Below are 21966 nucleotides of genomic sequence, written 5' to 3'. Positions count from 1 at the left end.
AAGAGTTTTCGATGAAATGTAGAATCGTTTACGATCAGCCGGGGCGAATCCGCTTTCGGGCGGGGGCCTACGCGTTTGAAAAAATGCATGAACCGCGCATACACAAGGCATGCGTGAGTGTACCTTATGTCCAGAAAGCGGTAGTCCATTCGGAAAACGGCGGCATTCTGCTGGAATACGAAGATGGCTATCGTGAACAGGTGATTGATTTCGTCCGGAATCTAAACGTTGCTAATCTTCCGGAAATTGAACCCGATACCGAATACCAACTGCAGGAACTCGACACGCGATTCAAGAACCGGCTCGCGTTCATGATTGCGCGGCGTTACCTTGCCAAATTGCTGGTTCCAGCTCCCATCCGCACGGCACACCTGATTTACAGGGGCCTCAAGTTTGTGGCGAAGGGCCTGAATTGCCTAGGTGAAGGGAAACTTTCTGTCGAGGTGTTGGACGGTGCCGCCATCGGGGCTAGCATCTTGCAGCGTAATTACGAATCGGCAGGGACCATCATGTTCCTGCTGAACGTGAGTAGCCTCTTGGAAGATTACACCAAGGCGCGTACGCGAACCGCCCTTACCGCAAGCCTTGCCGTGAAGGTTGACCGCGTGTGGGTAGTCAAGGACGGCGTCGATGTTCAAGTGCGTATGCAGGATGTTCAGGTGGGCGACCTCGTGCGCGTGCGCTCTGGCAGCATGATTCCGGTGGACGGAACCGTTGCCGAAGGCGATGCATTCGTGAACGAAGCGACCATGACGGGCGAATCGCAGGCGGTGCATAAGACGGTCGGAAAGTCCGTTTTTGCGGGCACCGTCGTAGACGAAGGCTCCATCGTAGTATCTGTGCGAGCCGTGAGCGGCAACACCAAGATTCAGAAAATCATTGAACTCATCGACCGCTCCGAAGACCTGAAGGCCTCTATCCAGAGCCGCGCCGAACGCCTTGCCGATGGTATCGTGCCGTTCAGCTTTATCGGATTCGGGCTCACGCTCCTGTTTACGCGCAACATCACCAAGGCCGTCTCGATTCTGATGGTGGACTATTCTTGCGCCATCAAGCTTTCCACCCCGATTTCGGTGATTTCGGCGCTGCGCGAAGCGGCTGACCGCAACATGACCGTGAAAGGCGGCAAGTATCTCGAAGAATTCGCCCTGGCAGACACCATCGTTTTCGACAAGACGGGAACGCTCACCAAGGCGGAACCGAAACTCGAACGCGTGATTCCGTTCGGTAACCGCAGCGAAGAGGAAATTCTGCGCATCGCGGCCTGCATCGAGGAGCATTTCCCGCATAGCATGGCGCGCGCCATTGTGCGCGGTGCCGCCGAACGGGGAATCGACCACGAAGAAGAACACGCCGATGTCAAGTACATTGTGGCGCACGGGATTGCGACGACCCTCGACGGTGAACGCGCCGTTATCGGCAGCAAGCATTTCGTCGTCGAAGACGAAAAGATTGCAGTGGGCGAAGCGGAGCAGAAAAAGATCGACGAACTCGCCGGAGCTGCTTCCGTGATTTACCTTGCCATTGGCGGGAACCTTGCGGGCGTGCTTTGCATTAGCGATCCTCCGCGTGACGAAGCAGCAGAAGCGATTCGCATGCTCCGTGAACGCGGAATTAAATATGTGGCGATGATTACCGGCGACAGCCAGAAGGCCGCCGAACGTACGGCGCAACTTTTGGGCATCGACACCTTCTTTGCGCAGGTGCTGCCCGAAGACAAGCACCGCTATGTGGAAAAAATGAAGGCCGAAGGCCGCCGCGTGATAATGGTGGGCGACGGAATCAACGATGCGCCCGCATTGGCCGCCGCGAACGTGTCGGTTGCCATGAGCGATGCCAGCGACATTGCCCGCGAAACCGCCGACGTGACGCTCCGCAGCGAAGACCTGCGCGACCTCGCCGAGCTCCGCACGTTGAGTACGCAGCTCATGGACCGCATCCAAGCGAACTACCGCTTTATCGTCGCCTTCAACACGTCGCTCCTGGCCGCAGGTTTCTTCGGAATACTTGCCCCCTCGACCTCGGCCCTGTTGCATAACCTCTCGACCATGGCGATTTGCGCCAAGAGCATGACGCCGTTGAAGCGCGCGTAGGCTCGCGACAATCAAAAACAGCCTAAATTATCAAAAAACGCCCCCGCTCAGAGCTACTTGAGCGGGGGCGAAATCGTTCCCAAAGAGACACAAGGAGGGAATTGGATTTTTGCTTCAACCTGGCAGGCTCCATTCTAACCCTATGGCTACAATTAGAATTTGACCCGCCAATTCAAAGTTAGACAAATCTAACAAGAAAAGCAAGGGCAAAATCGCGTTTTTTGGTAAATTTTTAAACAAAATGTTAGCTCAACCTAAAAAAGTATGCCTTTTTTAATAATTTTAGCCTTGCCTAATTAGCCGAAAAGAACTATATTAGCCCCGTCTAATGACGATTAGGCAAAAATTAACCCGTATAATCCGGATCGGAGGCCTCGAATGGATCATACAAAACTAAGCCAGAGTCTGGAAGACTACCTGGAAATGGTGCACATGTTGCGCCTTGCAAATGGAATCGCCCGCGTCAAGGACATTGCCGCAGCCCTTACGGTCAAGATGCCGTCGGTAGCGAAGGCTATGATTGAACTCAAGAAGCTCGGGCTTGTGACACAGGAACCATACAGCGGAGTAGAGCTTACCGAAGAAGGTCAGCGCGTTGCCGCCATGATTCTGAACCGCCATATATTATTGAAAGGATTCCTGGTCAAGCTGGGCGTGTCCGAAGCCATTGCCGACAAGGACGCCTGCTGCATGGAGCATATCCTTTCGGCGGAGACTCTTGGAAAAATCGAAGACTTTATGAAACCGGCGGAGGCTGCGCCCTCGCCCAAAAAAGCAAAAAGCGTCAAAAACAAAAAGTAGGCTGGAAATCGCGGCTCATGCGGTATCCGGCCTTTTATACGAGGATAAAATATGAGCTGTAATTGTGGTTGCGGCGGCAAGTCGCAAGCAAAGAAATGGAACACTGAGCCGCAGTTTTCGGACTTGAAACGCGGCGACAAGGTAGAAATCGTCGGCTACAACGAAGGCGATTCCCGTTACAAGTCGAAGCTTCTGTCCATGGGGTTAGTCCGTGGCGTTCAAATGGAAGTCTTGCAGGTGGCCCCCCTCGGCGATCCGATTGAAGTGAGCGTCCTTTCTTACAGGCTCTCGCTCCGCAAGCAAGAAGCCAATGTTCTCAAGCTGAGGAGGGTATAATGACTGCCAAGCATTTCACGATTGCCATTGCGGGTAACCCGAACTGCGGTAAGACCGCACTCTTTAACGCCCTCACGGGCTCGCGCCAACATGTGGGCAACTGGCCCGGCGTGACTGTCGAAAAGAAAGAAGGTTATTTTGAACTGGGCGGACGCCACATCCGCGTGGTGGACCTGCCGGGTACCTACGCCATTTTCGCCAACGCCGAAGACGAACGCGCCGCTGTCGATTACCTGCTCAGCCGCGAAGCCGACCTGATTATCAATATTGTCGATGCCACCAACATCGAGCGCAACCTGTTCCTCACGAGCCAACTTGCCGACATGCACCTGCCCATGGTGATTGCGGTGAACATGATGGACATTGCCGAACACCGCGGCATCGTGCTGGATTTGCAGGCACTTTCCGAAACCTACGGGATTCCCTGCATCCCGCTTTCTGCCGTAAGCGACAAGAGCGTCATGAATTTCGTAGGCGAAATGGCACACGTGCTTGCCGCCCCCATGCCTCTCCCGAAACCCATGGTCTATGCCGACAAGGTCGAAGAAGCCGTAAAGCTGTTGGAGCCGAAGGTGGCTCCCGTGGCAAAGCTCCTGAATGCCGATGACCGTTGGGTCGCCCTGATGTACCTGGGCAACGAAAAGAGCTACGCCGACAAGTTCGCCGAAGCGGGCGTTACCATCGACAAGGCCGAAGTGACAAGGCTCCTGGGCGAAGAACCCGAATTTGCCATGGCCGAAAGCCGTTACTCCAAGTCTCACGAAGTGGCCAAGGCCGTTATCGAATCCAGCCGTACCAAGAAGACTTTCTCGGACAAGCTTGACGCTGTACTTTTGAACCGCTGGGCAGCTCTCCCCATATTCCTGGTCATCATGTATCTGGTATTCTGGATTGCGGTCACCATCGGTTCTGCGTTCATTGATTTCTTTGACGTGCTGTTCGGTGCGATTTTCGTGGATGGCCTCGGCTACCTGTTGGGCGATGTTCTCGGTTGCCCCTCCTTTGTCACGGCAATTCTCGCCGACGGTATCGGCGCCGGTATCCAGACGGTTTCCACCTTCATCCCGGTCATCTTCTTCATGTTCCTGTGCCTTTCGTTCTTGGAAGACTCGGGTTACATGGCCCGCGCGGCTTTCGTTGCAGACCGTTTCATGCGTTTCCTCGGGCTCCCCGGTCGTGCCTTCGTGCCCATGATGGTGGGCTTCGGTTGCGGCGTGCCGGGCATTATGGGCTCCCGCGTGCTGGAATCCAAGCGTGAACGCTTCCTCACCATCTTCTTGGTGCCGTTTATGAGCTGCGGCGCACGCCTCCCGGTGTACGCGCTTTTTGCCGCCGCATTCTTCGGCAAGATGGCGGGCACAGTCGTGTTCCTGCTTTACCTCGCCGGTGTGCTGTTCGCCATCGCTTACGGTCTCTTCTTGAAAAAGTCGCTTTTCCAGGGCCAGGCCTCTAACTTTGTGATGGAACTTCCGCCGTATCATTTGCCCAAGTTCAAGTCCCTGATGATTCACTGCTGGCAGCGCCTGCGCGACTACATCTGGCGCGCCGGTAAGGTGATTACGCTTGCCGTTGCAGTTCTTGGCTTCCTCAACAGCTTCGGCATTGTGGAGAAGATGTATGTCGATGTTGACGGCAAGACGACCGAAATCGTCCAGGCCGAAGACGGCTACCAGATGGTTCAAGAAAACGAAGCAGGCGAGGCTGAAAACGTGGCGCTCCCCGAAGGCTTTGTGGTCGATGAATCCAAGGTGGTCAAGTCCAACGAATTTACCGCCGGTAACGGCGACTCCGAAAACAGCCTGCTCTCAGTAATCGGCAAGGCCATTACGCCGGTGTTCGAACCCTTCGGCGTTGAGCGCGAAAACTGGCCCGCATCCGTGTCCCTGTTCACGGGCCTGTTGGCCAAGGAAGCCGTTATTGGTACCATGAACTCCCTCTATTCCATGGTGGGGGAAAATGCTTCGGACGTCATTCCGGCCACCGAGCCGGAATCTGGCACAGGCGAGATGGCGGATCAAGTCCGCCATGACGATGAAAATGTTGCCACAGCCGATACAACTGCTAACGACACGAACAAGGTTGCCGAGCCTGCCACCGAAACCGCTGAGGTGGCTGCCGCTGATTCTGCTACAACCGATAGCGTTGTTACAACCGATTCCGCAGCACTCGCATCGAACGTCATTCCGGCCACCGAGCCGGAATCTGGCACGAGCGAAGCCGCTCCTGCCGAGGCTCCCGCAGAAGAAACCGTCGTGGAACCCGCTGCAGAAGAAAAGCCCCTTATCGCGGGCATTGACGAATGCCCTGCCGAAGAAGAGGAAGAAGGTGGCGCTCCCGACATGAAGGGCGCCCTGCTGGAGGCCCTCGGTTCCATTCCCGCCAACCTCGCCGAAGTGTTCGGCTCTCTCGTAGATCCGCTGGGAACCTCCGGAGAATTGGAAGGCCAAGAAGCCGCCGAACTCAAGAAAGAAACTCTGGACAAGATTACCGACGCCAAGGTGCTGACCTGCGAAGAATATGCAGCCATCGAAACCTTCGGCGAAGAAGAAGAGGACGAAAAGACCCGCGAGGCCGTGTTCGCAAAGCTCGCTGCCGCAGGTCTCGAACTCTCCGAAGACGAAATGGGAGCTCTCGAAGAAGGCGACCTTTCCGAAACCGCCGACATCTATGCCAACCTCCGCTCTTACTTCCACAACCCGGACAAGAACGGTAACCCGGTGGATGGCTTTAACTGGCAGGTGTTCGCATTCCTCATCTTCATCCTGCTCTATGTGCCGTGCCTTGCCGCCATGGGTGTGGTTGCCCGCGAAATCGGCCTCGGCCTCGCAATCCTCATGGCGACGGTGCAGACGCTCCTTGCCTGGGCTGTGGCGGTACTCCTTTACCAGGTGCCTGTTGGTGGAAACGTGACATGGATTGTCGCAGCCATCGTGGTGCTTGTGGGTACGGGAATCTTCCTCAAGCTCTTCGGCATGAAGGCCAATAAGGAAAAGAGATTCGAAGACTAACCTTTGGAATCAAGAATAGGGCTGGTAGGCCCAAATCCTGCCAGCCCTTTATTAGAAAGTTTAAGTTAGACCAAACTAACAAACCTTAACAAAAAAATGGCACGCATTTTGCTCTACTGTGCGCGAAAGAGCGTCTGCCTACCGTTTTTGTGACATGAACTGTAAAACAGTGGACGGAGTGTTACAAAAACGAAAAAATATCCGTCAAAGGAGATAAAAATGAAAAACCGTTTATCGTCCCACCTCTTGTCTGGACTCGCTGCCGCAGCGTTCTTTGCAATGCCGGCACTTGCACAGGACGCAGCACCTGCGGCCCCCGAAGCTGCCGCTCCTGCTGCCGAGCAGCCTGCCGCACAGGAAACTCAGCCTGCTGCACAACCTGCTGAACAGCCGAAGGCCGATACTTCGACAGGCTCAGCAACCGAAACCGTCGCTGCCGAACAGACGGAAGCACCGGCTGCCGCACAGGAACAGCCCGCTGAGCAGACCGCAGCGGCACAGCCCGCCGAAGAACCCAAGGCAGAAGAAGCCAAGCCCGAGCAGCCTGCCGAACAGGCCGCAGCTCCTGCCGATGCTTCGGCAAGCTCAGCAACCGAAAACACGAATCCGGGCGAAGTGGCCAATGCCGCGGGCAACGCCCTTGATATGCTCAAGGCTAGCATGAACGAAGGAACATCCGAAGCCCAGATGCAAGTCAAGTATAATGGTGAAGTGGAATTCGACGCCTACACGGGCAATGTCTGGGTAGAAGACGACCTGAACCATTCCTATGCATCCACCTTCGACCTGAATTTTGAAATCCAGTTCAACGAAAAGTGGTCTGCCTATGTAGGCCTCGAAGCCGACGACGAAACCACGGATCCTGCCGCCGTCTATAACGGCGCTTACATCCAGTACCAGCCTGCAGAATTCTTCGCCGTCAAGGCCGGTGACCTGACTTATTCCGAAGGTGCATTTGTGGCCTACTACGACTACGATGATCCTGCCGACAATGCCGCCGGCATGAAAGAACATGACATCCGCGGTCTTGAAATCGACCTGGCCGGATTCATTCTCGGCTTTGGTTTTGGCCGTGGCGACAACGACTGGGCCGACGACAATGGCGGCAAGGTCTACGACGTTCACGCCGCCTACGAATTCGACTACGCCGGCCAGCACCTGCGTCCGTATGTGGACTACAAGAGCTTTCAGACCGCCCAGCACAACGAACTCCATGCCGGTGTAGAAGCCGGGCTCAGCATCGGCGGATTCGCCTTCCGCGCAGTCTATGGTTTCCATGCCGACTACCTTATGGACGATGGCGATGTGGTGGAAGATCAGGATTGGACATCTACCGCCCACACCATCCTGGCTGAACCCACCTTTGAACTTGGCATGTTCGATATCAAGACGACTGCATTCTATGCCTTTATCGACAGAGGTGATGCGGCCGAAGACGCCAGCGACCTGGACAACGGCGAAATTCCCGAATACTTCTTCGCCTATGCCGAGCCCGCTCTCAAGCTTGCCGAGTTCATCAAGCTGGGTATCCCTGTAGAATACCACACCCACACGCTGGATGACGACGATGAAACCGCCGCCACCTTCGACGTGGGCGGACGCGTCTACATCACGCCGGTGGAGAACCTGGAAATCACGGCCTTCGGTATGGTGGACCTGGCTATCCAGGACAACGAAGACGACAACGCGCTGCGCTTCGGTGTGGAAACCGTGTTCAGCTTCTAGTTCACAAATTCAGATTTCCCCAAAAACCAAGGGACCGCGGCAATCGCTGCGGTTCTTTTCTTTTTGCAATTGTACACGATATGCTTGCGTTCTTCTGCATCACTCAGCTCCTACGTCATTCCGGGCTTGACCCGGAATCTAGATAACAAATCAAACACATAACTCCTTTCCTTATAAAAAAAACTGATAACTCCGCATAAAAATTTAGTATTGGACAACGTAAAAAACCGCTTCTATATTTTGCGCAAAAAAAACGGTGCAGACGCACCAAAGGAGAGTGCAAAATATGGCAAGAGTAAAATTTATTGAATCCGTTGACGAAGCCCAGGGCAAGGCAAAGGAAGCCTACGAAAAGCTCGTCTCTACCGGCAAGATTACCAACATGAAGCGTGCGCTGCTGCAGGACTACGCGACATTCGACGCCTTTATGGGTTGGTACACCAGCTGGGCTCGACTCGTAGAAATCATCGGGCAGCGCGCCGCCACCGTTTACGCCCACGCCATTTCTACCACCAACAGTTGCCAGCTCTGCTCGCTGTTTTTTATCAGCGACCTGAAGGCTCTCGGTATCGACCCCAACGGCTTTGAATACGAGAAGAACGAAGAGATTCTCGTGAAGCTCGCAAGGCAAATCGTGAAGGACCCCACCGCCGTTCCGGACAGCTACTTCGAGGAACTGCGCAAGTTCTACAACGATTCCGAGATTGTGGCCATCGTGGGCTTTGCCGCCCAGATGATCGCCACCAACAACTTCAACTCGGTGCTGAAAATCGACGTGGACCAGCGTCTTCTCCCCATCGTAGGCGAATTCAAGCCCGCCACCTGGAGAAAAGACATCAAATAAGTTTGTACTCTCCGTACAAGCTGGCGCTCCCGGGAGATTCGAAGTCCTTTTTCGGGAGCGCCTTTTTTCTTTTTGCGTTATAGCAAAATTCTATAAAACACCATAAAAATATAATATTGGACGGGGTGAAAATCCCGTTCTATATTTGGCAGCACCAAAAGTTGTACGGAGATGCTGTGAAGATAGAACGGCTTAAAACGGATTTGCTGATTATAGGCGGCGGGACGGCCGGCTGTTATGCCGCTATTACTGCCGAAAGTAATGCCGACGGGGTACAGGATGCCGCGGAAAATAAAGGCGCCCGCCTCAAGATACTCGTCGTAGAAAAGGCGAACATCAAGCGGAGCGGTTGTCTTGCCGCTGGCGTAAACGCCCTGAACGCCTACATTACCGAAGGCCGCACGCCCAGGGACTACGTGGAATATGCCAAGAAGGATGCCGACGGAATCGTCCGCGAGGATTTGCTCTATTCCATCTCCGAGAAGTTCAACGAAGTCACTGCGCATCTGGAAAACTTGGGGCTTGTCATCTTGAAAGATAAAGATGGCAAATATGTGACGCGAGGAAATCGCAACATCAAAATCAACGGCGAAAACATTAAGCCGATTTTGGCCGATGCCGTCAAGAAGCTCCCCAATGTGACCGTGCTGAACCACGTGAACGTTTTCGATTTTTCCGTTCACGACAACAGGATTGACGGGGCGTTCGGTTTTGGAATCGAGAACGATACTTTTTACGCCATCGAGGCGGGTGCGGTGATTATCGCGACGGGCGGTGCCGCCGGACTTTACCGCCCGAACAATCCGGGATTTTCGCGCCACAAGATGTGGTACCCGCCGTTCAATACGGGCGCGGGTTACGCCATGGGAATCCGTCACGGTGCCGAGATGACCACATTCGAGATGCGTTTTATTGCGCTCCGTTGCAAGGATACGATTGCCCCGACGGGGACGCTCGCGCAGGGCGTTGGCGCCAAGCAGGTGAATGCGCTCGGAGAAGTTTATGAGACCAAGTACGGGATTTCTACTTCGGAACGCGTGTACGGTACGGTAGCCGAAAATCTGGAAGGTCGCGGGCCGTGCTACCTGCGCACCATCGGGATTACGCCCGAGCAGGAAGAATCGCTTTTGAAGGCTTACCTGAACATGGCGCCATCGCAGACGATTCGCTGGATTGAAAACGGCACTCCGTCGAAAGCGAATGTGGAAATCGAAGGTACGGAACCCTACATCGTGGGCGGCCACACCGCAAGCGGTTACTGGGTGGATACCAAACGCGCAACGACTATCGAAGGGCTCTATGCTGCGGGCGATGTTGCCGGTGGTGCCCCGCAAAAGTACGTAACAGGGGCCCTTGCCGAAGGCGAGATTGCCGCGAAAAGCGCGGTGGAATATATAGAGAGTTTGTCGGCCCTTCGGCAAGCTCAGGGACCTGGCATATCGAGCGTGAATCTGTTGGAAAAAATTTCGGAAGGGGAGGTTGCAGAACATGTCGCAGAAATCAAGAAGTTCCTTGGCAAACGAGTCAATAACACCTTCGAAAAAGCCCGTGACGAAGGCGGAGACACCGTCGAACACCTTGAAGAAACGATGCAAACAGCTATGGACGCTTTTGCAGGCGGCATCAAGACAGGCTATCGTTATAGCGAAAATCAGTTAGCAGTTGCTCTTGAAGAAATCAAGAAGATTGAGGCCCGCACGGATTCCCTGCGTGCCGCCGACCTACAAGAGGTGATGTACATCTACGAACTCAAGGAACGCCTGACGGTCTGCAAGAGCGTGATTGCGCACCTCTCGGCACGCCATGAAACACGTTGGCACAGCTTTGCCGAAAACACCGACTATCCCGAAAAAGACAACGAACATTTCCGCAAGTACGTGAATTCGCGTCTTGAAAACGGCGAAATCAAAATTATCTTGCGCGAACTCACCACAGAAGGGCAAAGGAACTATGAGCATCAGCATTGATCAAGGCAAGTGCATCGGTTGCGGGCGCTGCCACGACGTTTGCCCCGGCACGTTAATCAAGATAAACGAAGGCAAAAAAGCGTTTATCAAGTATCCCAAGGACTGCTGGGGTTGCATCTCGTGCATCAAGGAATGCCCCGTTCACGCCATCCGGTTTTTCCTCGGCGAAGACATTGGCGGCAAGGGCTGCAAGGTGCACACCGAAAAGGTCAAGGGCCAAAAGAACGATATCGTGCGTTGGATTTTTGAGTTGAACGACGGAAGTGTCAAGACTATCGACATTGACCCCAAGGAATCGAACAAATACTAGGAATTTCACAAATCGTCATTCCGGGCTTGACCCGGAATCTTAATGGAGATTTAACTTGAGCGAATATTCACATCTCGACGAACTGGAAGCCGAAGCAATTTACATCATCCGCGAAGTCGCTGCCGAATGCGAAAAGCCGGTGATGCTCTACTCTATCGGCAAGGACAGTTCCGTCATGTTGCATTTGGCCATGAAGGCCTTTTACCCCGAAAAGCCGCCTTTCCCGTTTCTGCACGTGAATACCACGTGGAAGTTCCGCGAGATGATCGAGTTCCGCGACAACATCGCGAAAAAGCTCGGCATCGAAATGCTGGAATACATCAACCAGGACGGCGTCAAGCAGGGCATCAACCCGTTTGACCACGGTGCCGCCTATACCGATATCATGAAGACGCAGGCCTTGAAGCAGGCACTCAACAAGTACGGCTTTACCGCTGCCTTTGGCGGTGGCCGCCGTGACGAAGAAAAATCCCGCGCCAAGGAGAGGATTTTCTCTTTTCGCAATTCTGCACATGCCTGGGACCCGAAAAACCAGCGCCCTGAAATGTGGAAACTTTACAATACCAAAATCAACAAGGGCGAAAGCATCCGCGTTTTCCCGATTTCGAACTGGACCGAAAAAGACATTTGGCAGTACATCAAGCGCGAAAAGATTGATATTGTTCCGCTGTACTTTGCGGCCCCGCGCCCGGTCGTGGTGCGCGACGGCAACATCATCATGGTGGACGATGACCGCTTCCCGCTTCGCGAAGGCGAAACGCCCGAAATCAAGTCGGTGCGTTTCCGTACACTGGGCTGTTACCCGCTCACGGGTGGCATTGAATCGACTGCCACCACACTCGACGAAATCATCAACGAAACATTGAGTGCAGTATCCTCGGAACGCACTTCCCGCGTCATTGACAACGAAGCCGCAGGCAGCATGGAACGCCGCAAGAGGGAGGGATATTTCTAATGAATGGTTTGTTGAAGTTTATTACATGCGGCTCGGTGGACGACGGAAAATCTACACTCATCGGGCATATCCTTTACGATTCCAAGTTGCTTTACGCTGACCAGGAAAAGGCTCTGGAGCTCGACAGCAAAGTCGGTAGCCGCAGCGGAAAAATTGACTATTCCCTTTTGCTGGACGGCCTGATGGCGGAACGCGAGCAGGGCATTACCATCGATGTCGCGTACCGTTACTTTACGACGGACAACCGCAGTTTCATTGTGGCAGATACGCCGGGGCATGAGGAATACACCCGTAACATGGCCGTGGGCGCCTCGTTTGCAGACCTCTCCGTGATTCTTGTGGATGCCTCGCAGGGTGTGCTTGTGCAGACCCGCCGTCACGCCCGCATCTGCAAGCTCATGGGTATCCGCTACTTTGTCTTTGCTGTGAACAAGATGGATCTTGTGGGCTATAGCCAGGAACGCTTCGAAGAAATCCTGAAGCAAATCAACGAACTGAGCGACGAACTTTCGCTCCACAGCGTTTACGTGATTCCGCTTTCGGCTACCGAAGGCGACAACGTGACGGTGAAATCCAAGAACATCGCCTGGTACCAGGGCAAGGCCCTCTTGGATTACCTTGAAACCATCGACATCGACGATGCGCAAACCGAAGCGGGTTTTTACCTGCCCGTGCAGCGCGTATGCCGCCCGGACCGCACTTTTCGCGGGTTCCAGGGACAGATCGAAGCGGGTATTATCCGCGTGGGCGATACGGTTACTAGCCTCCCGAGCAACGAGAAGGCGACCGTCAAGGGAATCCTGCGTGGCGACAAGAATGTGGAAGAGGCTCACGCCGGTGAACCTGTGACCATTTCGCTGGACCGCGAAGTGGATGTTTCTAGAGGTTGCGTGCTCGCCAAAGACACTGACATCGGAAGCTACAAGAAAATCAAGGCTTCGCTCCTGTGGATGGATGACGAACCGCTTTCGCTCGGCAAGGACTACCTTGTAAAACTCGGGACGAAAACGATTCCCGGAATACTCACTAAAATCGAGTATGCGATTGACGTGAATACGGGTGCACACCAGGCTACTGAAACGCTCAACAAGAATGGCATCGCCGTTGTTGAAATTGTATTTGCCGAAGGAATTGTCGTGGACCTTTTCGAGAAGCACAAGACCTTGGGCGAACTGATTTTGATCGACCGCGTGACCCATGCGACATCGGCTTGTGGAGTCGTGGAAGATCTTTTTGAAAGGCAGATTGCCGCAGGCGAAAAGGCTGAATTCGTGCAGGGTGAACGCCACGGTCGTGGAGAAATCTTCGAAGAATTTTTCTACGACACGGCGACACTCTCCGTGGTGAAGCAGCAGCCCGTAAGGCAGCACTACACTGTCGGTGACGAAATCCCGACCGTAGGCGAAAGCTACCACTATCCCGACGATTTCGACATTATCATCTTGCGTGACAGCGTAGCCGTGAAGGTGCGCGGCAAGCGAATTGCCGAAATTACGGAATCGGCCAAATATCTTTACGACGGATTCCCCGTCATCAACGGGCGAGGCTTTGAAATCAAGGTGTTCTCCGACGAAGATGTTTCAAGGCTTCTGCGCGAATATGCCGAAGCAGGTGAATTTGGACGAGAAGAATTCTTCCGCAAGTGGGCCGCTTTCGACACGTATCGAAAAGTTGTGATAAAGTAACAGTCGGTGCACGCCATCGTCATCCCCCGCGAAGACGGGGATTTTTTATAGCAAAAAACGATAACTCCGCATAAAATTAAAGTATTGGACAAAATAAAAAGTGCCTTCTATATTTGTGCGCACAAAAGAAGAACTAAAAAAATAACCATAACCAAGGAGTTTAAGAATGAATCATAATTTTGCAAAGTTCGCCGCCGCAGCGGCCATTACGACTTCCCTTTTCGCCTCCAACGTTTTCGCACAGGATGTTGCCCCCGCAGCAGAAGCTCCTGTGGCCGCGGCCCCTGCCGCTGAGGCCCCGGCAGCAGAAACTCCGGCTGCCGATGCTTCGACTAATTCGGCAAGCTCATCAACCGGCTCAGCAACCGCCGCTCCCGAAGCAACTGCTGCTCCGGAAACTCAGGCCACAAGCGCACCCGTGGAAGAAGCCCCTGCCGAAACTCCCGTCGCTGAAACTCCTGTTGCGGAAGCACCTGCCGAAGCACCCGTTGCCTCTGCAAATGAAACTTCTGCAGAAGCAGCTCCCGCAGCTACAGCTCCCGTAGCGGAACCCCCCAAGGCCGAAACTGCCGCGCCTGAAAAACCGAAAGAGGAACCCGCTTTCAAGCTTACCGGAAACGTGCAGGCCCAGGCCATTAAGGCCGTTTACGATAACGATGCCGACAATACGCTTGACAATTCCTTCTTGCGTGCAAACATCGGTGGAAAGTATTCTTCCGATGACTTTGAAGCGGTAATCAACATTCGTATTTTCTCTCCGGCCTTTGGCAACAAGAACGTGACCGACGTGACCGTTGATCAAGACGGCAATGTCAAGGCTACAAAAACGGCACAGGACAAGATTAGCGCCGATACCTACTACGCCAAGTACAAGTGGAACTCTGATTTCGGTAATTTCAGCACGCAGTTCGGTCGTTTCCGTACGGACTGGACCGTTGCAGGTAACTTCGGTACCTACGTGGACGTGCACCTGAGCAAGCGCGGATTCCTTGCCCGCGATTACCAGCATGATGCTCTCGGCATCGGCTATGATGTAGGCGTTTCCAGCTTCAGCTTGTTGCTCGGTACATACGACAGTAAGTTCGACACCGGCTACCTCCGCGCCGAAGAAACCCTCAAGCTCGGCGATGCAAAAATCAGCGCTGCCTACCGTGGAAACGTTCTTGACCCAATCCAGCACACTGCCGAAGTGACGCACCGCATTGCGGGTCGCGCAAGCTACTACCTCCTCAAGAACCTTGGCGTTTATGGTGAAGTCGCCTACATCACCACGGGTGACGGCGAAGATTTAACGGCCGCAAACGCCATCAAGCCTGAATATGCCCAGGGCTCCGATTACACTCCGTTTTTCGTCGGTCTCGAAATTCCGACCGCAGGTATCTTGAACAGTTTTTACGCGGAACTTGAATACTTCAAGGACCGCGACGAACTGAACAAGGATGCCGACGAACTCGCCTGGACGGTAAGCCTCATCAAGAAATTCGGCAAGCACAGCAAAATTCAGTTGAGCGCCTACAGCGAAAATGAAATCGCCGATGTCGCCATCGCCGCTCGCTTTACCGCAAGCATCCAATAATCACAACTCCAAAAACCTGCCCCTGGCGTAACCCGCGCCGGGGGTCTTTTTTTTATTTACAATGCCTTAAAAGGGCTGCAATGTAGGCTTTGGCGTAGCGCGATGAAGTCCTTGACCTCGAAAAGAACGGCATTCGCATTATCCAGATTGACGAAGCCGCCCTCCGCGAAAAGCTGCCGCTCCGCAAGAGCGACTGGCACAAGGAATACCTCGACTGGGCGATTCCCGCATTCCGCCTGGTGCATGCGAAGGTGCCGCAAGAAAACGTGTGGGTAAACCCCGATTGTGGCCTCAAGACCCGCGGCGAAATCGAAACCACGGCAAGCCTCAAGAATCTCGTGGCGGCAGCAAAGAAATTGCGCAACGAAAAGTAAGTCGCTTTTGCATCTCGACTCGCAAAACACGTCCTCGACGTTATTAAACGCCAAGGGCGTTCTTTACTTACAGAGCAATGCGAAAGCCTGCACCGCCTTTTGCACATTCCTCTTATCCACCGAGGAATAGTTAATGACGAACTTGTGCACAGAGGGCTGCGCTTCGAAATAGTATTCCGAAAGGGCCTTGATGTTAACGCCTTTTTGGCGCAGCTGCCTGCAAAAATCGGAATCAGAACATTTTATTGACGCTTCCAAAATAAAGTGCAGACCGGCATCTTCTTCATAAATGCGAACAACGCTTGAAAGCCTGCTTTTTCTTATTGCCGACAGCAGCGCGTCGCGCTTGGCGCGGTAAAGGTTACGCATGCGGTTGATGTGAGTCTCGTAATAGCCCAAGTCGATGAATTTAGCCATGACGTACTGGTCCAGATTCGATACGGAACAAGAGTAGAACGAAAGTTTCTGATGAAATTTTTCGACAAGATGCGGCGGGAGCACCATATAACTAAGCCTAATCGCAGATGTCATCGTTTTGGAGAATGTATTCAGGTAAATCACCTTCTCAGAAACATCGATGTTTTGCAACGCAGGAATAGGCTTTCCTGTCATGCGAAATTCGCTGTCATAATCATCTTCTACAATGTAGCGTCTCGGCGATTCAGTAGCCCAGCTGAGCAAGCGGTAACGCTCGCCAATGGGCATCACCTTTCCTGTCGGAAAATGATGGGCAGGGGAAATATGCATCACGTCAACGCCGAAATCTGCGACCGAGTCCACAAAGTTATCGTTCAGAATAGGGACGTGACGAACTTTGACGCCGTATTGGCTATAGAGCTTCGATATTTTGCTCCAACCAGGGTCTTCTACGCCATAGCACTTGTCAAATCCGAGCAATTGTACTAGCAAACCATAAAGGTAATCAGTTCCGGCGCCAATGACAATCTGTTCGGGCGATACCTGGATATTTCTGAATTCGCGGAGCATGCGGGCAATGGCTCGGCGAAGTTCTAGCGAGCCCATTCCCGGAGAAACTTGCAGCATATCATTTTGCCTTTCGCAAAGGACCTCGCGAGTGATTTTTGCCCAAGTGGTAAAGGGGAACGCCTCGATATCGGAACCGTTACTTGCAAAGTCGGCGATATATTTCGGGTTGACATGTTCTGATTCGTCGGAGAGTTCTGCGCGGAGCCTGCGTGTGCGAGATTTCTTGCGATTCCGATGGGCTTGTTCATTAGCTGCGGCATTAATGTCCGCAACAAAGAAGCCCTTTTTAGGGAGCGAGTAGATGAAACCTTCGGCGAGGAGCTGTGCGTAAGCATTTTCAACCGTCACGACGCTAACGCCAAGATTCTGCGCGAGGTTACGTTTGGAAGGGAGCTGTTCTTCGGCAAGGACGTTTCCGCTTACGATATCTTTTTTGATGCATTGATAAAGGTAATGGTAGAGGCTATTTGCTCCCGCCTTGGACATATCGTAAGTGAACATTAAACTGACCTTATTAATATTGTTAATCTGATATTTAACTGACCTTATAAAAATAGTAAAAAACTGAATATTGTGCAGGTCAAGCGAATGTTTTAAATTAAGCGTCGTAAACAAAACAATCACTTTCAAGGAGATGTACATGTCTGACCAGAACCGTTACGAACTCAACAAGAACCTTGCCCAGATGCTCAAGGGTGGCGTCATTATGGATGTGACTACCCCCGAACAAGCCAAAATTGCCGAAGCCGCAGGTGCCGCCGCCGTGATGGCCCTGGAACGCATTCCTGCCGACATCCGTGCCGCGGGCGGTGTATCGCGCATGAGCGACCCCAAGATGATTAAGGGCATTCAGGACGCCGTCTCTATCCCGGTCATGGCCAAATGCCGTATCGGTCATTTTGCCGAAGCGCAAATTTTGCAGGCCATCGAGATCGACTACATCGACGAAAGCGAAGTGCTCTCTCCTGCCGACGACATTTTCCACATCAATAAGCGAGAATTTGATGTGCCGTTCGTTTGCGGCGCCAAGGATTTGGGCGAAGCGCTGCGCCGTATTGAAGAAGGAGCGTCGATGATCCGTACCAAGGGGGAGCCGGGTACGGGCGACATCGTCCAGGCCGTACGACACATGCGCCTGATGAACCAGGAAATCGCCCGCATTTCGAACATGCGCGAAGATGAACTCTTTAACCGTGCCAAGGAACTCCAGGTGTCGTACGACCTGGTGCGCTTCGTTCACGACCACAAGAAACTCCCCGTGGTGAACTTCGCTGCCGGTGGTGTTGCCACCCCCGCCGATGCCGCCCTCATGATGCAACTCGGTGCCGAAGGCGTTTTCGTAGGCTCCGGAATCTTCAAGTCAGGTAACCCCGCCAAGCGCGCCGCCGCCATTGTACAGGCAGTTACCAATTACACCGATGCAAAGCTTATCGCCAAACTTTCTGAAGACTTGGGCGAAGCCATGGTCGGTATCAACGAACAGGAAATCGCGCTGCTGATGGCCGAAAGGGGAAAATAATGGGAATTATCAAACCGCAAATTGGCGTACTCGCGGTGCAGGGGGCGTTCATTGAACATGAACGTATCCTCAAATCGCTGGGCGCCGAAGTATTTGAAATCAGGCAGTTACGCGACCTTGACCGCCATTTAGACGGTCTCGTACTCCCCGGTGGAGAAAGTACCGTGCAAGGGAAGCTGCTCCACGATTTGGGGCTTTTCGAGCCTCTTCGAAAAAAGATTGTCGAAGGCCTGCCTGTGCTTGCAACATGTGCCGGCGCAATCCTCCTTGCCGAAAAAATTGCAGGCGAAAACAAGGCGCATTTCGCGACGTTCCCCGCGATTATCCGCCGCAATGCCTACGGTCGGCAACTCGGCAGCTTCTTTACGGAAAACGAAGTCGCGCACGTCGGAAAAGTTCCGCAGACTTTTATTCGCGCGCCCTTCTTTGAATCAGTCGGCAAAGGCATCGAAGTCCTTTCGCGTACGGCAAGTTCAAATACTGCAGATGCTCCCGAGCAAATCGTTGCCGTTCGCTACAAGAACCAGATCGCACTTTCATTTCACCCGGAACTCAATAGCGACACTAGCATCCACCAGTATTTTTTGAAGCTAGTGGGATGATTCGCTTTCCACTTGCCAGGTGAAGCCCGCCGCCTCGATGGTGCGGAATGTTTCTTCGAGACTCTGGCCGCCTTCGGTGAGGTAGCCTGACGCGAATATGGAATCGGCCACCTTGAAAAGCGTCTTCTCGTGTCCCTTGAAATACATTTCGCGGCCGGCGGCACAGCGGATGTCCGATTTCGGGAGCATCAGACGCGCAAGGCAAAGCACCTTGATGCAGTATTCGGGCGTGAGAGCTGAAATGTCGCGCTTCGCTAGGCGCGTGCCTTCTACCGGAAGCAAGAAGTTGATGGGCACCGAGTCGGGATTGATTTCCAGCAGTTCGAAAAGCATATCGACGACATCTTCGGGCGTTTCACCCATGCCGATGATGCCGCCGGAGCAAATTTCAAAGCCGAGACCCTTCAGCATTTTCAGGTTGTCAATTCGTTCTTGGTAAGTGTGCGTGGTGCAGATGCTCGGATAAAAACGACGGCTGCTGTTCAAGTTGTGATTGATACGGTTCAGCCCCGCTTCCTTAAGAATCAAAGCCTGCTTTTCGGTCAGGAACCCGATGGAACAACAGATTTGCGTGTCATTCTTTTTCATCCTGCGGATGCGTTCGGCAAGTTTTTCGATATCGTCGTCGGCAAAGCGGATGCCGCTGAGCCCGATGCAGTGCCTCGCCAAATGCATTTCGTCAACAAGATCGTTGTCGCCATAGAGTTTTTTATCCTCTACATAGCGGTACTTTTCAATAGGTGCTTCGGAATCGCGGGACTGGGCGCAATACGCGCAGTTCTGCGTGCAGTTTCCACTACGGACATTGGTGAGCAACTGGATGTTTACGCGGTTGCCTTTGTACTTGGCGCGCAATTTATATGCATTTTCAACAAGCGCAGGCAAGAGTTCTGCATTGGTATTCAGAATATTAAGAGCTTCTTCGCGGGTTAAAGACATTTTAAACCAAATAAAAAAGATGATACTATAAAATACAAATCGGTTTTTTGCGGCACAATATCTGGCGTTATACTATTTTCTTATACCTGCCGATAGCAAAAGGCTATTTTGCGTTCGGAACTTATAAAAAAATCCGATAATACCGCATAAGAATTAAGTATTGGACAATGGCAAAAACGGGTTCTATATTTCGGCGCACAAAAAACAACAAACAAAAAACAATAAACAAGCGAGGTATAAGAATGAATCAGAATTTTGTCAAGTCCGCCATTGCGGCAAGTCTCCTGATTGCGGGAACTATCGGTTTTAGCGCATGCTCATCTTCTGACGAGCAGAAGAGCGAAACTTCCGTCAAGAAGGTTGAAAAGCAGACGCTCACCAACGTGTCTTACGACCCGACCCGCGAACTCTACGCGAACTACAACGAAGTCTTCAAGAAGCACTGGAAAGAAAAGACCGGTGGCGAAGTGGAAATCACGCAGTCTCACGGCGGTTCCGGCAAGCAGGCTCTGGAAGTGGCCAACGGTCTCGAAGCCGACGTGGTGACTCTCGCCCTCGAATTCGACGTGAACGCAGTGCGCGACGCGGGCCTCATCGAAAACGGTTGGGTCAAGGAATTCCCGCTGAATAGTTCCCCGTATACATCCACCATCGTGTTCCTGGTCCGCAAGGGCAACCCGAAGAACCTGAAGGACTGGGGTGACCTCGTGAAGCCGGGCGTTGGCATCATCACGCCGAACCCGAAAACTTCCGGTGGCGCACGCTGGAACTACCTCGCCGCCTGGGCATGGGCCGAAAAGCAGTACAACAATGACGAGGCCAAGGTCAAGGACTTCATCAAGAAACTGTTCCAGAACGTGCTCGTGCTCGCTTCCGGTGCACGTGGCTCCACCACGACCTTTATCGAAAACGGCCAGGGCGACGTGCTTCTCGCATGGGAAAACGAAGCCTTCCTCGCTCTCAAGGACTACCCGAACGACTACGAAATCGTAATCCCGAGCATCAGCATTCTGGCTGAACCTTCCGTTGCCATCGTGGACAAGGTGGTCGACAAGCGCGGCACCCGCGAACTTGCCACCGAGTACTTGAACTACCTCTACAGCGACGACGGCCAGCACATTGCCGCAAAGAACCATTACCGCCCCTCCAACAAGGCCATTCTCGACCAGTACAAGGAATTCGACCAGAACGTGAACTTGATTTCTATCGAGCACTTCGGCGGTTGGGACAAGGCACAGGGAACGCACTTCTCCAACGGAGGCGTCTTCGACCAGATTTACGAAAAGAAGTAAGCCAGGTTGTCATTCTGGAGCCTCGAAGAGGCGATAGAATCTAGAGCCAAATTGTCATAGCAAAAATCCTCGCTCTTCGGAGCGGGGATTTTTTAGCGGATTCTTTTGTTTTGCGTTTCTTTCAGTACCTCTTCCAAGGTGAAGTCTTCTTTGCTACAGAAGAACGTTTTCTTCCCCAAGTCCTTTAGAGACGCTCCAAAGTGATACGAAGTTTCGTCTATAAACAGAAAGCGATCGTGAGTATTTGTATTTGGAAGAATTGTTATGGGGCAGTCGGCATACTGCGCATTGTATTTCTGGAGGTCTAGCTCAAAAATTTTGCTCTTGTTGTAGGTATAAATCGTCACCGAGACGCCCTTTTTCCTCTTGAGCATCATCAAAAGAGTCGTTTCATCCACATAATTGTCCACAAGCACAATGTTTTTTTGCGCCTGGCGGATTAAGCCGCACGCAAAAGCATAGGCGTCAAACTCCTGACTTTCGTAGAAAATGCCCTTGGTTTTGAGCTCGCCGCGGTCCATCGCCTCAAAAATGGTATCAAATTTGTGTTCGTGATCGAGCAACCGCGCATCCTGATCGATTACTTTACTTTCCACATTGGCAAGGCGATTAACGAAACCACCATTCAGCATCATGTAGTGTCGCATCGCAACGAATGCCTTCATAATGTCTATGCTGACCCTTATGGCTTTTTCGCTATGCAGTACGGCAGAAAGCATTGCCACCCCCTGCTCGGTGAAGGCGAAGGGCGCCTTTCGCAATCCCATCTTGTCTGAATTGGAAGTCGCAAATTGCGACTTCCAATTTTCAAACTCCAGTTTGTCTAGTTGAAAACAAAACTCTGCTGGAAAGCGCTCAATATTACGCTTTACCTGTTCGTTGATACGCTTGGTTTCAACCCCATAAAGAATCGCAAGATCGCTGTCCAGCAGCACCTGCTTATCGCGAATAAT

The 21966-nt window shown here is 52.8% G+C and carries 17 protein-coding genes and 1 pseudogene; 15 read left to right on the top strand and 3 right to left on the bottom strand.

The window, feature by feature from the left end; all coding sequences use genetic code 11:
- The first annotated feature begins 11 nt into the window (after positions 1-11).
- From IKB43_00740 to IKB43_00685, 12 genes and pseudogenes are all read left to right on the top strand, one after another.
- On the top strand, positions 12-2093 hold the full coding sequence (locus IKB43_00740) for a heavy metal translocating P-type ATPase (GenBank protein ID MBR2468672.1): 2082 nt from the start codon (positions 12-14) through the stop codon (positions 2091-2093).
- 378 nt (positions 2094-2471) lie between these two features.
- Complete coding sequence (locus tag IKB43_00735) at positions 2472-2894, top strand: metal-dependent transcriptional regulator (GenBank protein ID MBR2468671.1); 423 nt, start codon at positions 2472-2474, stop codon at positions 2892-2894.
- A 51-nt stretch (positions 2895-2945) separates the two neighbouring features.
- Complete coding sequence (locus IKB43_00730) at positions 2946-3230, top strand: ferrous iron transport protein A (GenBank protein MBR2468670.1); 285 nt, start codon at positions 2946-2948, stop codon at positions 3228-3230.
- A complete protein-coding gene (feoB, locus tag IKB43_00725; protein ID MBR2468669.1) occupies positions 3230-6238 on the top strand; it encodes a ferrous iron transport protein B in 3009 nt (1002 codons plus the stop codon). Before IKB43_00730 ends, feoB begins: the two co-directional genes overlap by 1 nt.
- Positions 6239-6457: 219 nt before the next feature.
- The gene (locus IKB43_00720; protein MBR2468668.1) at positions 6458-7963 is read left to right on the top strand and encodes a hypothetical protein; all 1506 of its coding nucleotides are present in this window, start codon (positions 6458-6460) and stop codon (positions 7961-7963) included.
- Positions 7964-8249: 286 nt separating this feature from the next.
- Entirely contained in the window at positions 8250-8807 is a 558-nt protein-coding gene (locus IKB43_00715; protein MBR2468667.1) for a hypothetical protein, read from the top strand.
- 176 nt (positions 8808-8983) lie between these two features.
- Complete coding sequence (locus IKB43_00710; GenBank protein MBR2468666.1) at positions 8984-10774, top strand: adenylyl-sulfate reductase subunit alpha; 1791 nt, start codon at positions 8984-8986, stop codon at positions 10772-10774.
- Positions 10758-11084 carry a ferredoxin family protein gene (locus IKB43_00705; GenBank protein MBR2468665.1) on the top strand — a complete coding sequence of 109 codons (327 nt, stop codon included), beginning with the start codon at positions 10758-10760 and terminating at the stop codon, positions 11082-11084. The genes IKB43_00710 and IKB43_00705 overlap by 17 nt, the downstream gene beginning before the upstream one ends.
- Before the next feature lie 55 nt (positions 11085-11139).
- Complete coding sequence (gene cysD / locus IKB43_00700; protein MBR2468664.1) at positions 11140-12039, top strand: sulfate adenylyltransferase subunit CysD; 900 nt, start codon at positions 11140-11142, stop codon at positions 12037-12039.
- Positions 12039-13724, top strand: coding sequence for a sulfate adenylyltransferase (locus tag IKB43_00695; protein ID MBR2468663.1), 1686 nt, complete (start codon positions 12039-12041; stop codon positions 13722-13724). The genes cysD and IKB43_00695 overlap by 1 nt, the downstream gene beginning before the upstream one ends.
- 166 nt (positions 13725-13890) lie before the next feature.
- Positions 13891-15300: a hypothetical protein gene (locus IKB43_00690; protein ID MBR2468662.1), complete on the top strand. Its 1410-nt coding sequence runs from the start codon at positions 13891-13893 to the stop codon at positions 15298-15300.
- 89 nt (positions 15301-15389) lie between these two features.
- A pseudogene (locus tag IKB43_00685) lies at positions 15390-15674 on the top strand (5-methyltetrahydropteroyltriglutamate--homocysteine S-methyltransferase).
- Between the two features lie 63 nt (positions 15675-15737).
- Here IKB43_00685 and IKB43_00680 read toward each other — a convergent pair.
- Positions 15738-17162 carry a PLP-dependent aminotransferase family protein gene (locus tag IKB43_00680; GenBank protein MBR2468661.1) on the bottom strand — a complete coding sequence of 475 codons (1425 nt, stop codon included), beginning with the start codon at positions 17160-17162 and terminating at the stop codon, positions 15738-15740.
- A gap of 139 nt (positions 17163-17301) precedes the next feature.
- On the opposite strand from IKB43_00680, the gene pdxS reads away from it, so the two are divergent.
- Together pdxS and pdxT are read left to right on the top strand one after the other, a co-directional pair.
- Positions 17302-18180: a pyridoxal 5'-phosphate synthase lyase subunit PdxS gene (gene pdxS, locus IKB43_00675; protein ID MBR2468660.1), complete on the top strand. Its 879-nt coding sequence runs from the start codon at positions 17302-17304 to the stop codon at positions 18178-18180.
- Positions 18180-18782, top strand: coding sequence for a pyridoxal 5'-phosphate synthase glutaminase subunit PdxT (pdxT, locus tag IKB43_00670; GenBank protein MBR2468659.1), 603 nt, complete (start codon positions 18180-18182; stop codon positions 18780-18782). Before pdxS ends, pdxT begins: the two co-directional genes overlap by 1 nt.
- Here pdxT and bioB read toward each other — a convergent pair.
- Positions 18771-19721 (bottom strand): biotin synthase BioB, encoded by a 951-nt coding sequence (bioB, locus tag IKB43_00665; GenBank protein MBR2468658.1) that lies wholly within the window; start codon positions 19719-19721, stop codon positions 18771-18773. The genes pdxT and bioB overlap by 12 nt on opposite strands.
- 242 nt (positions 19722-19963) lie before the next feature.
- On the opposite strand from bioB, the gene IKB43_00660 reads away from it, so the two are divergent.
- On the top strand, positions 19964-21013 hold the full coding sequence (locus IKB43_00660) for a sulfate ABC transporter substrate-binding protein (GenBank protein ID MBR2468657.1): 1050 nt from the start codon (positions 19964-19966) through the stop codon (positions 21011-21013).
- 92 nt (positions 21014-21105) lie between these two features.
- Here IKB43_00660 and IKB43_00655 read toward each other — a convergent pair whose 3' ends face one another.
- A complete protein-coding gene (locus IKB43_00655) occupies positions 21106-21966 on the bottom strand; it encodes an ORF6N domain-containing protein (protein MBR2468656.1) in 861 nt (286 codons plus the stop codon).

Origin of the sequence: Fibrobacter sp., assembly GCA_017503015.1 — a bacterium.
Lineage (GTDB): Bacteria > Fibrobacterota > Fibrobacteria > Fibrobacterales > Fibrobacteraceae > Fibrobacter.
The sequence above is the reverse complement of the archived record's forward strand: the minus strand, read 5'-3'. Positions and strand labels throughout refer to the sequence as shown.

Excerpts from the sequence above, each read along its gene's own strand:
- IKB43_00740 (MBR2468672.1), top strand. The coding sequence starts at position 12 with ATGAAATGTAGAATCGTTTACGATCAGCCGGGGCGAATCCGCTTTCGG.
- IKB43_00735 (MBR2468671.1), top strand. The coding sequence starts at position 2,472 with ATGGATCATACAAAACTAAGCCAGAGTCTGGAAGACTACCTGGAAATG.
- IKB43_00730 (MBR2468670.1), top strand. The coding sequence starts at position 2,946 with ATGAGCTGTAATTGTGGTTGCGGCGGCAAGTCGCAAGCAAAGAAATGG.
- feoB (MBR2468669.1), top strand. The coding sequence starts at position 3,230 with ATGACTGCCAAGCATTTCACGATTGCCATTGCGGGTAACCCGAACTGC.
- IKB43_00720 (MBR2468668.1), top strand. The coding sequence starts at position 6,458 with ATGAAAAACCGTTTATCGTCCCACCTCTTGTCTGGACTCGCTGCCGCA.
- IKB43_00715 (MBR2468667.1), top strand. The coding sequence starts at position 8,250 with ATGGCAAGAGTAAAATTTATTGAATCCGTTGACGAAGCCCAGGGCAAG.
- IKB43_00705 (MBR2468665.1), top strand. The coding sequence starts at position 10,758 with ATGAGCATCAGCATTGATCAAGGCAAGTGCATCGGTTGCGGGCGCTGC.
- IKB43_00695 (MBR2468663.1), top strand. The coding sequence starts at position 12,039 with ATGAATGGTTTGTTGAAGTTTATTACATGCGGCTCGGTGGACGACGGA.
- IKB43_00690 (MBR2468662.1), top strand. The coding sequence starts at position 13,891 with ATGAATCATAATTTTGCAAAGTTCGCCGCCGCAGCGGCCATTACGACT.
- IKB43_00680 (MBR2468661.1), bottom strand. The coding sequence starts at position 17,162 with ATGTTCACTTACGATATGTCCAAGGCGGGAGCAAATAGCCTCTACCAT.
- pdxS (MBR2468660.1), top strand. The coding sequence starts at position 17,302 with ATGTCTGACCAGAACCGTTACGAACTCAACAAGAACCTTGCCCAGATG.
- pdxT (MBR2468659.1), top strand. The coding sequence starts at position 18,180 with ATGGGAATTATCAAACCGCAAATTGGCGTACTCGCGGTGCAGGGGGCG.
- bioB (MBR2468658.1), bottom strand. The coding sequence starts at position 19,721 with ATGTCTTTAACCCGCGAAGAAGCTCTTAATATTCTGAATACCAATGCA.
- IKB43_00660 (MBR2468657.1), top strand. The coding sequence starts at position 19,964 with ATGAATCAGAATTTTGTCAAGTCCGCCATTGCGGCAAGTCTCCTGATT.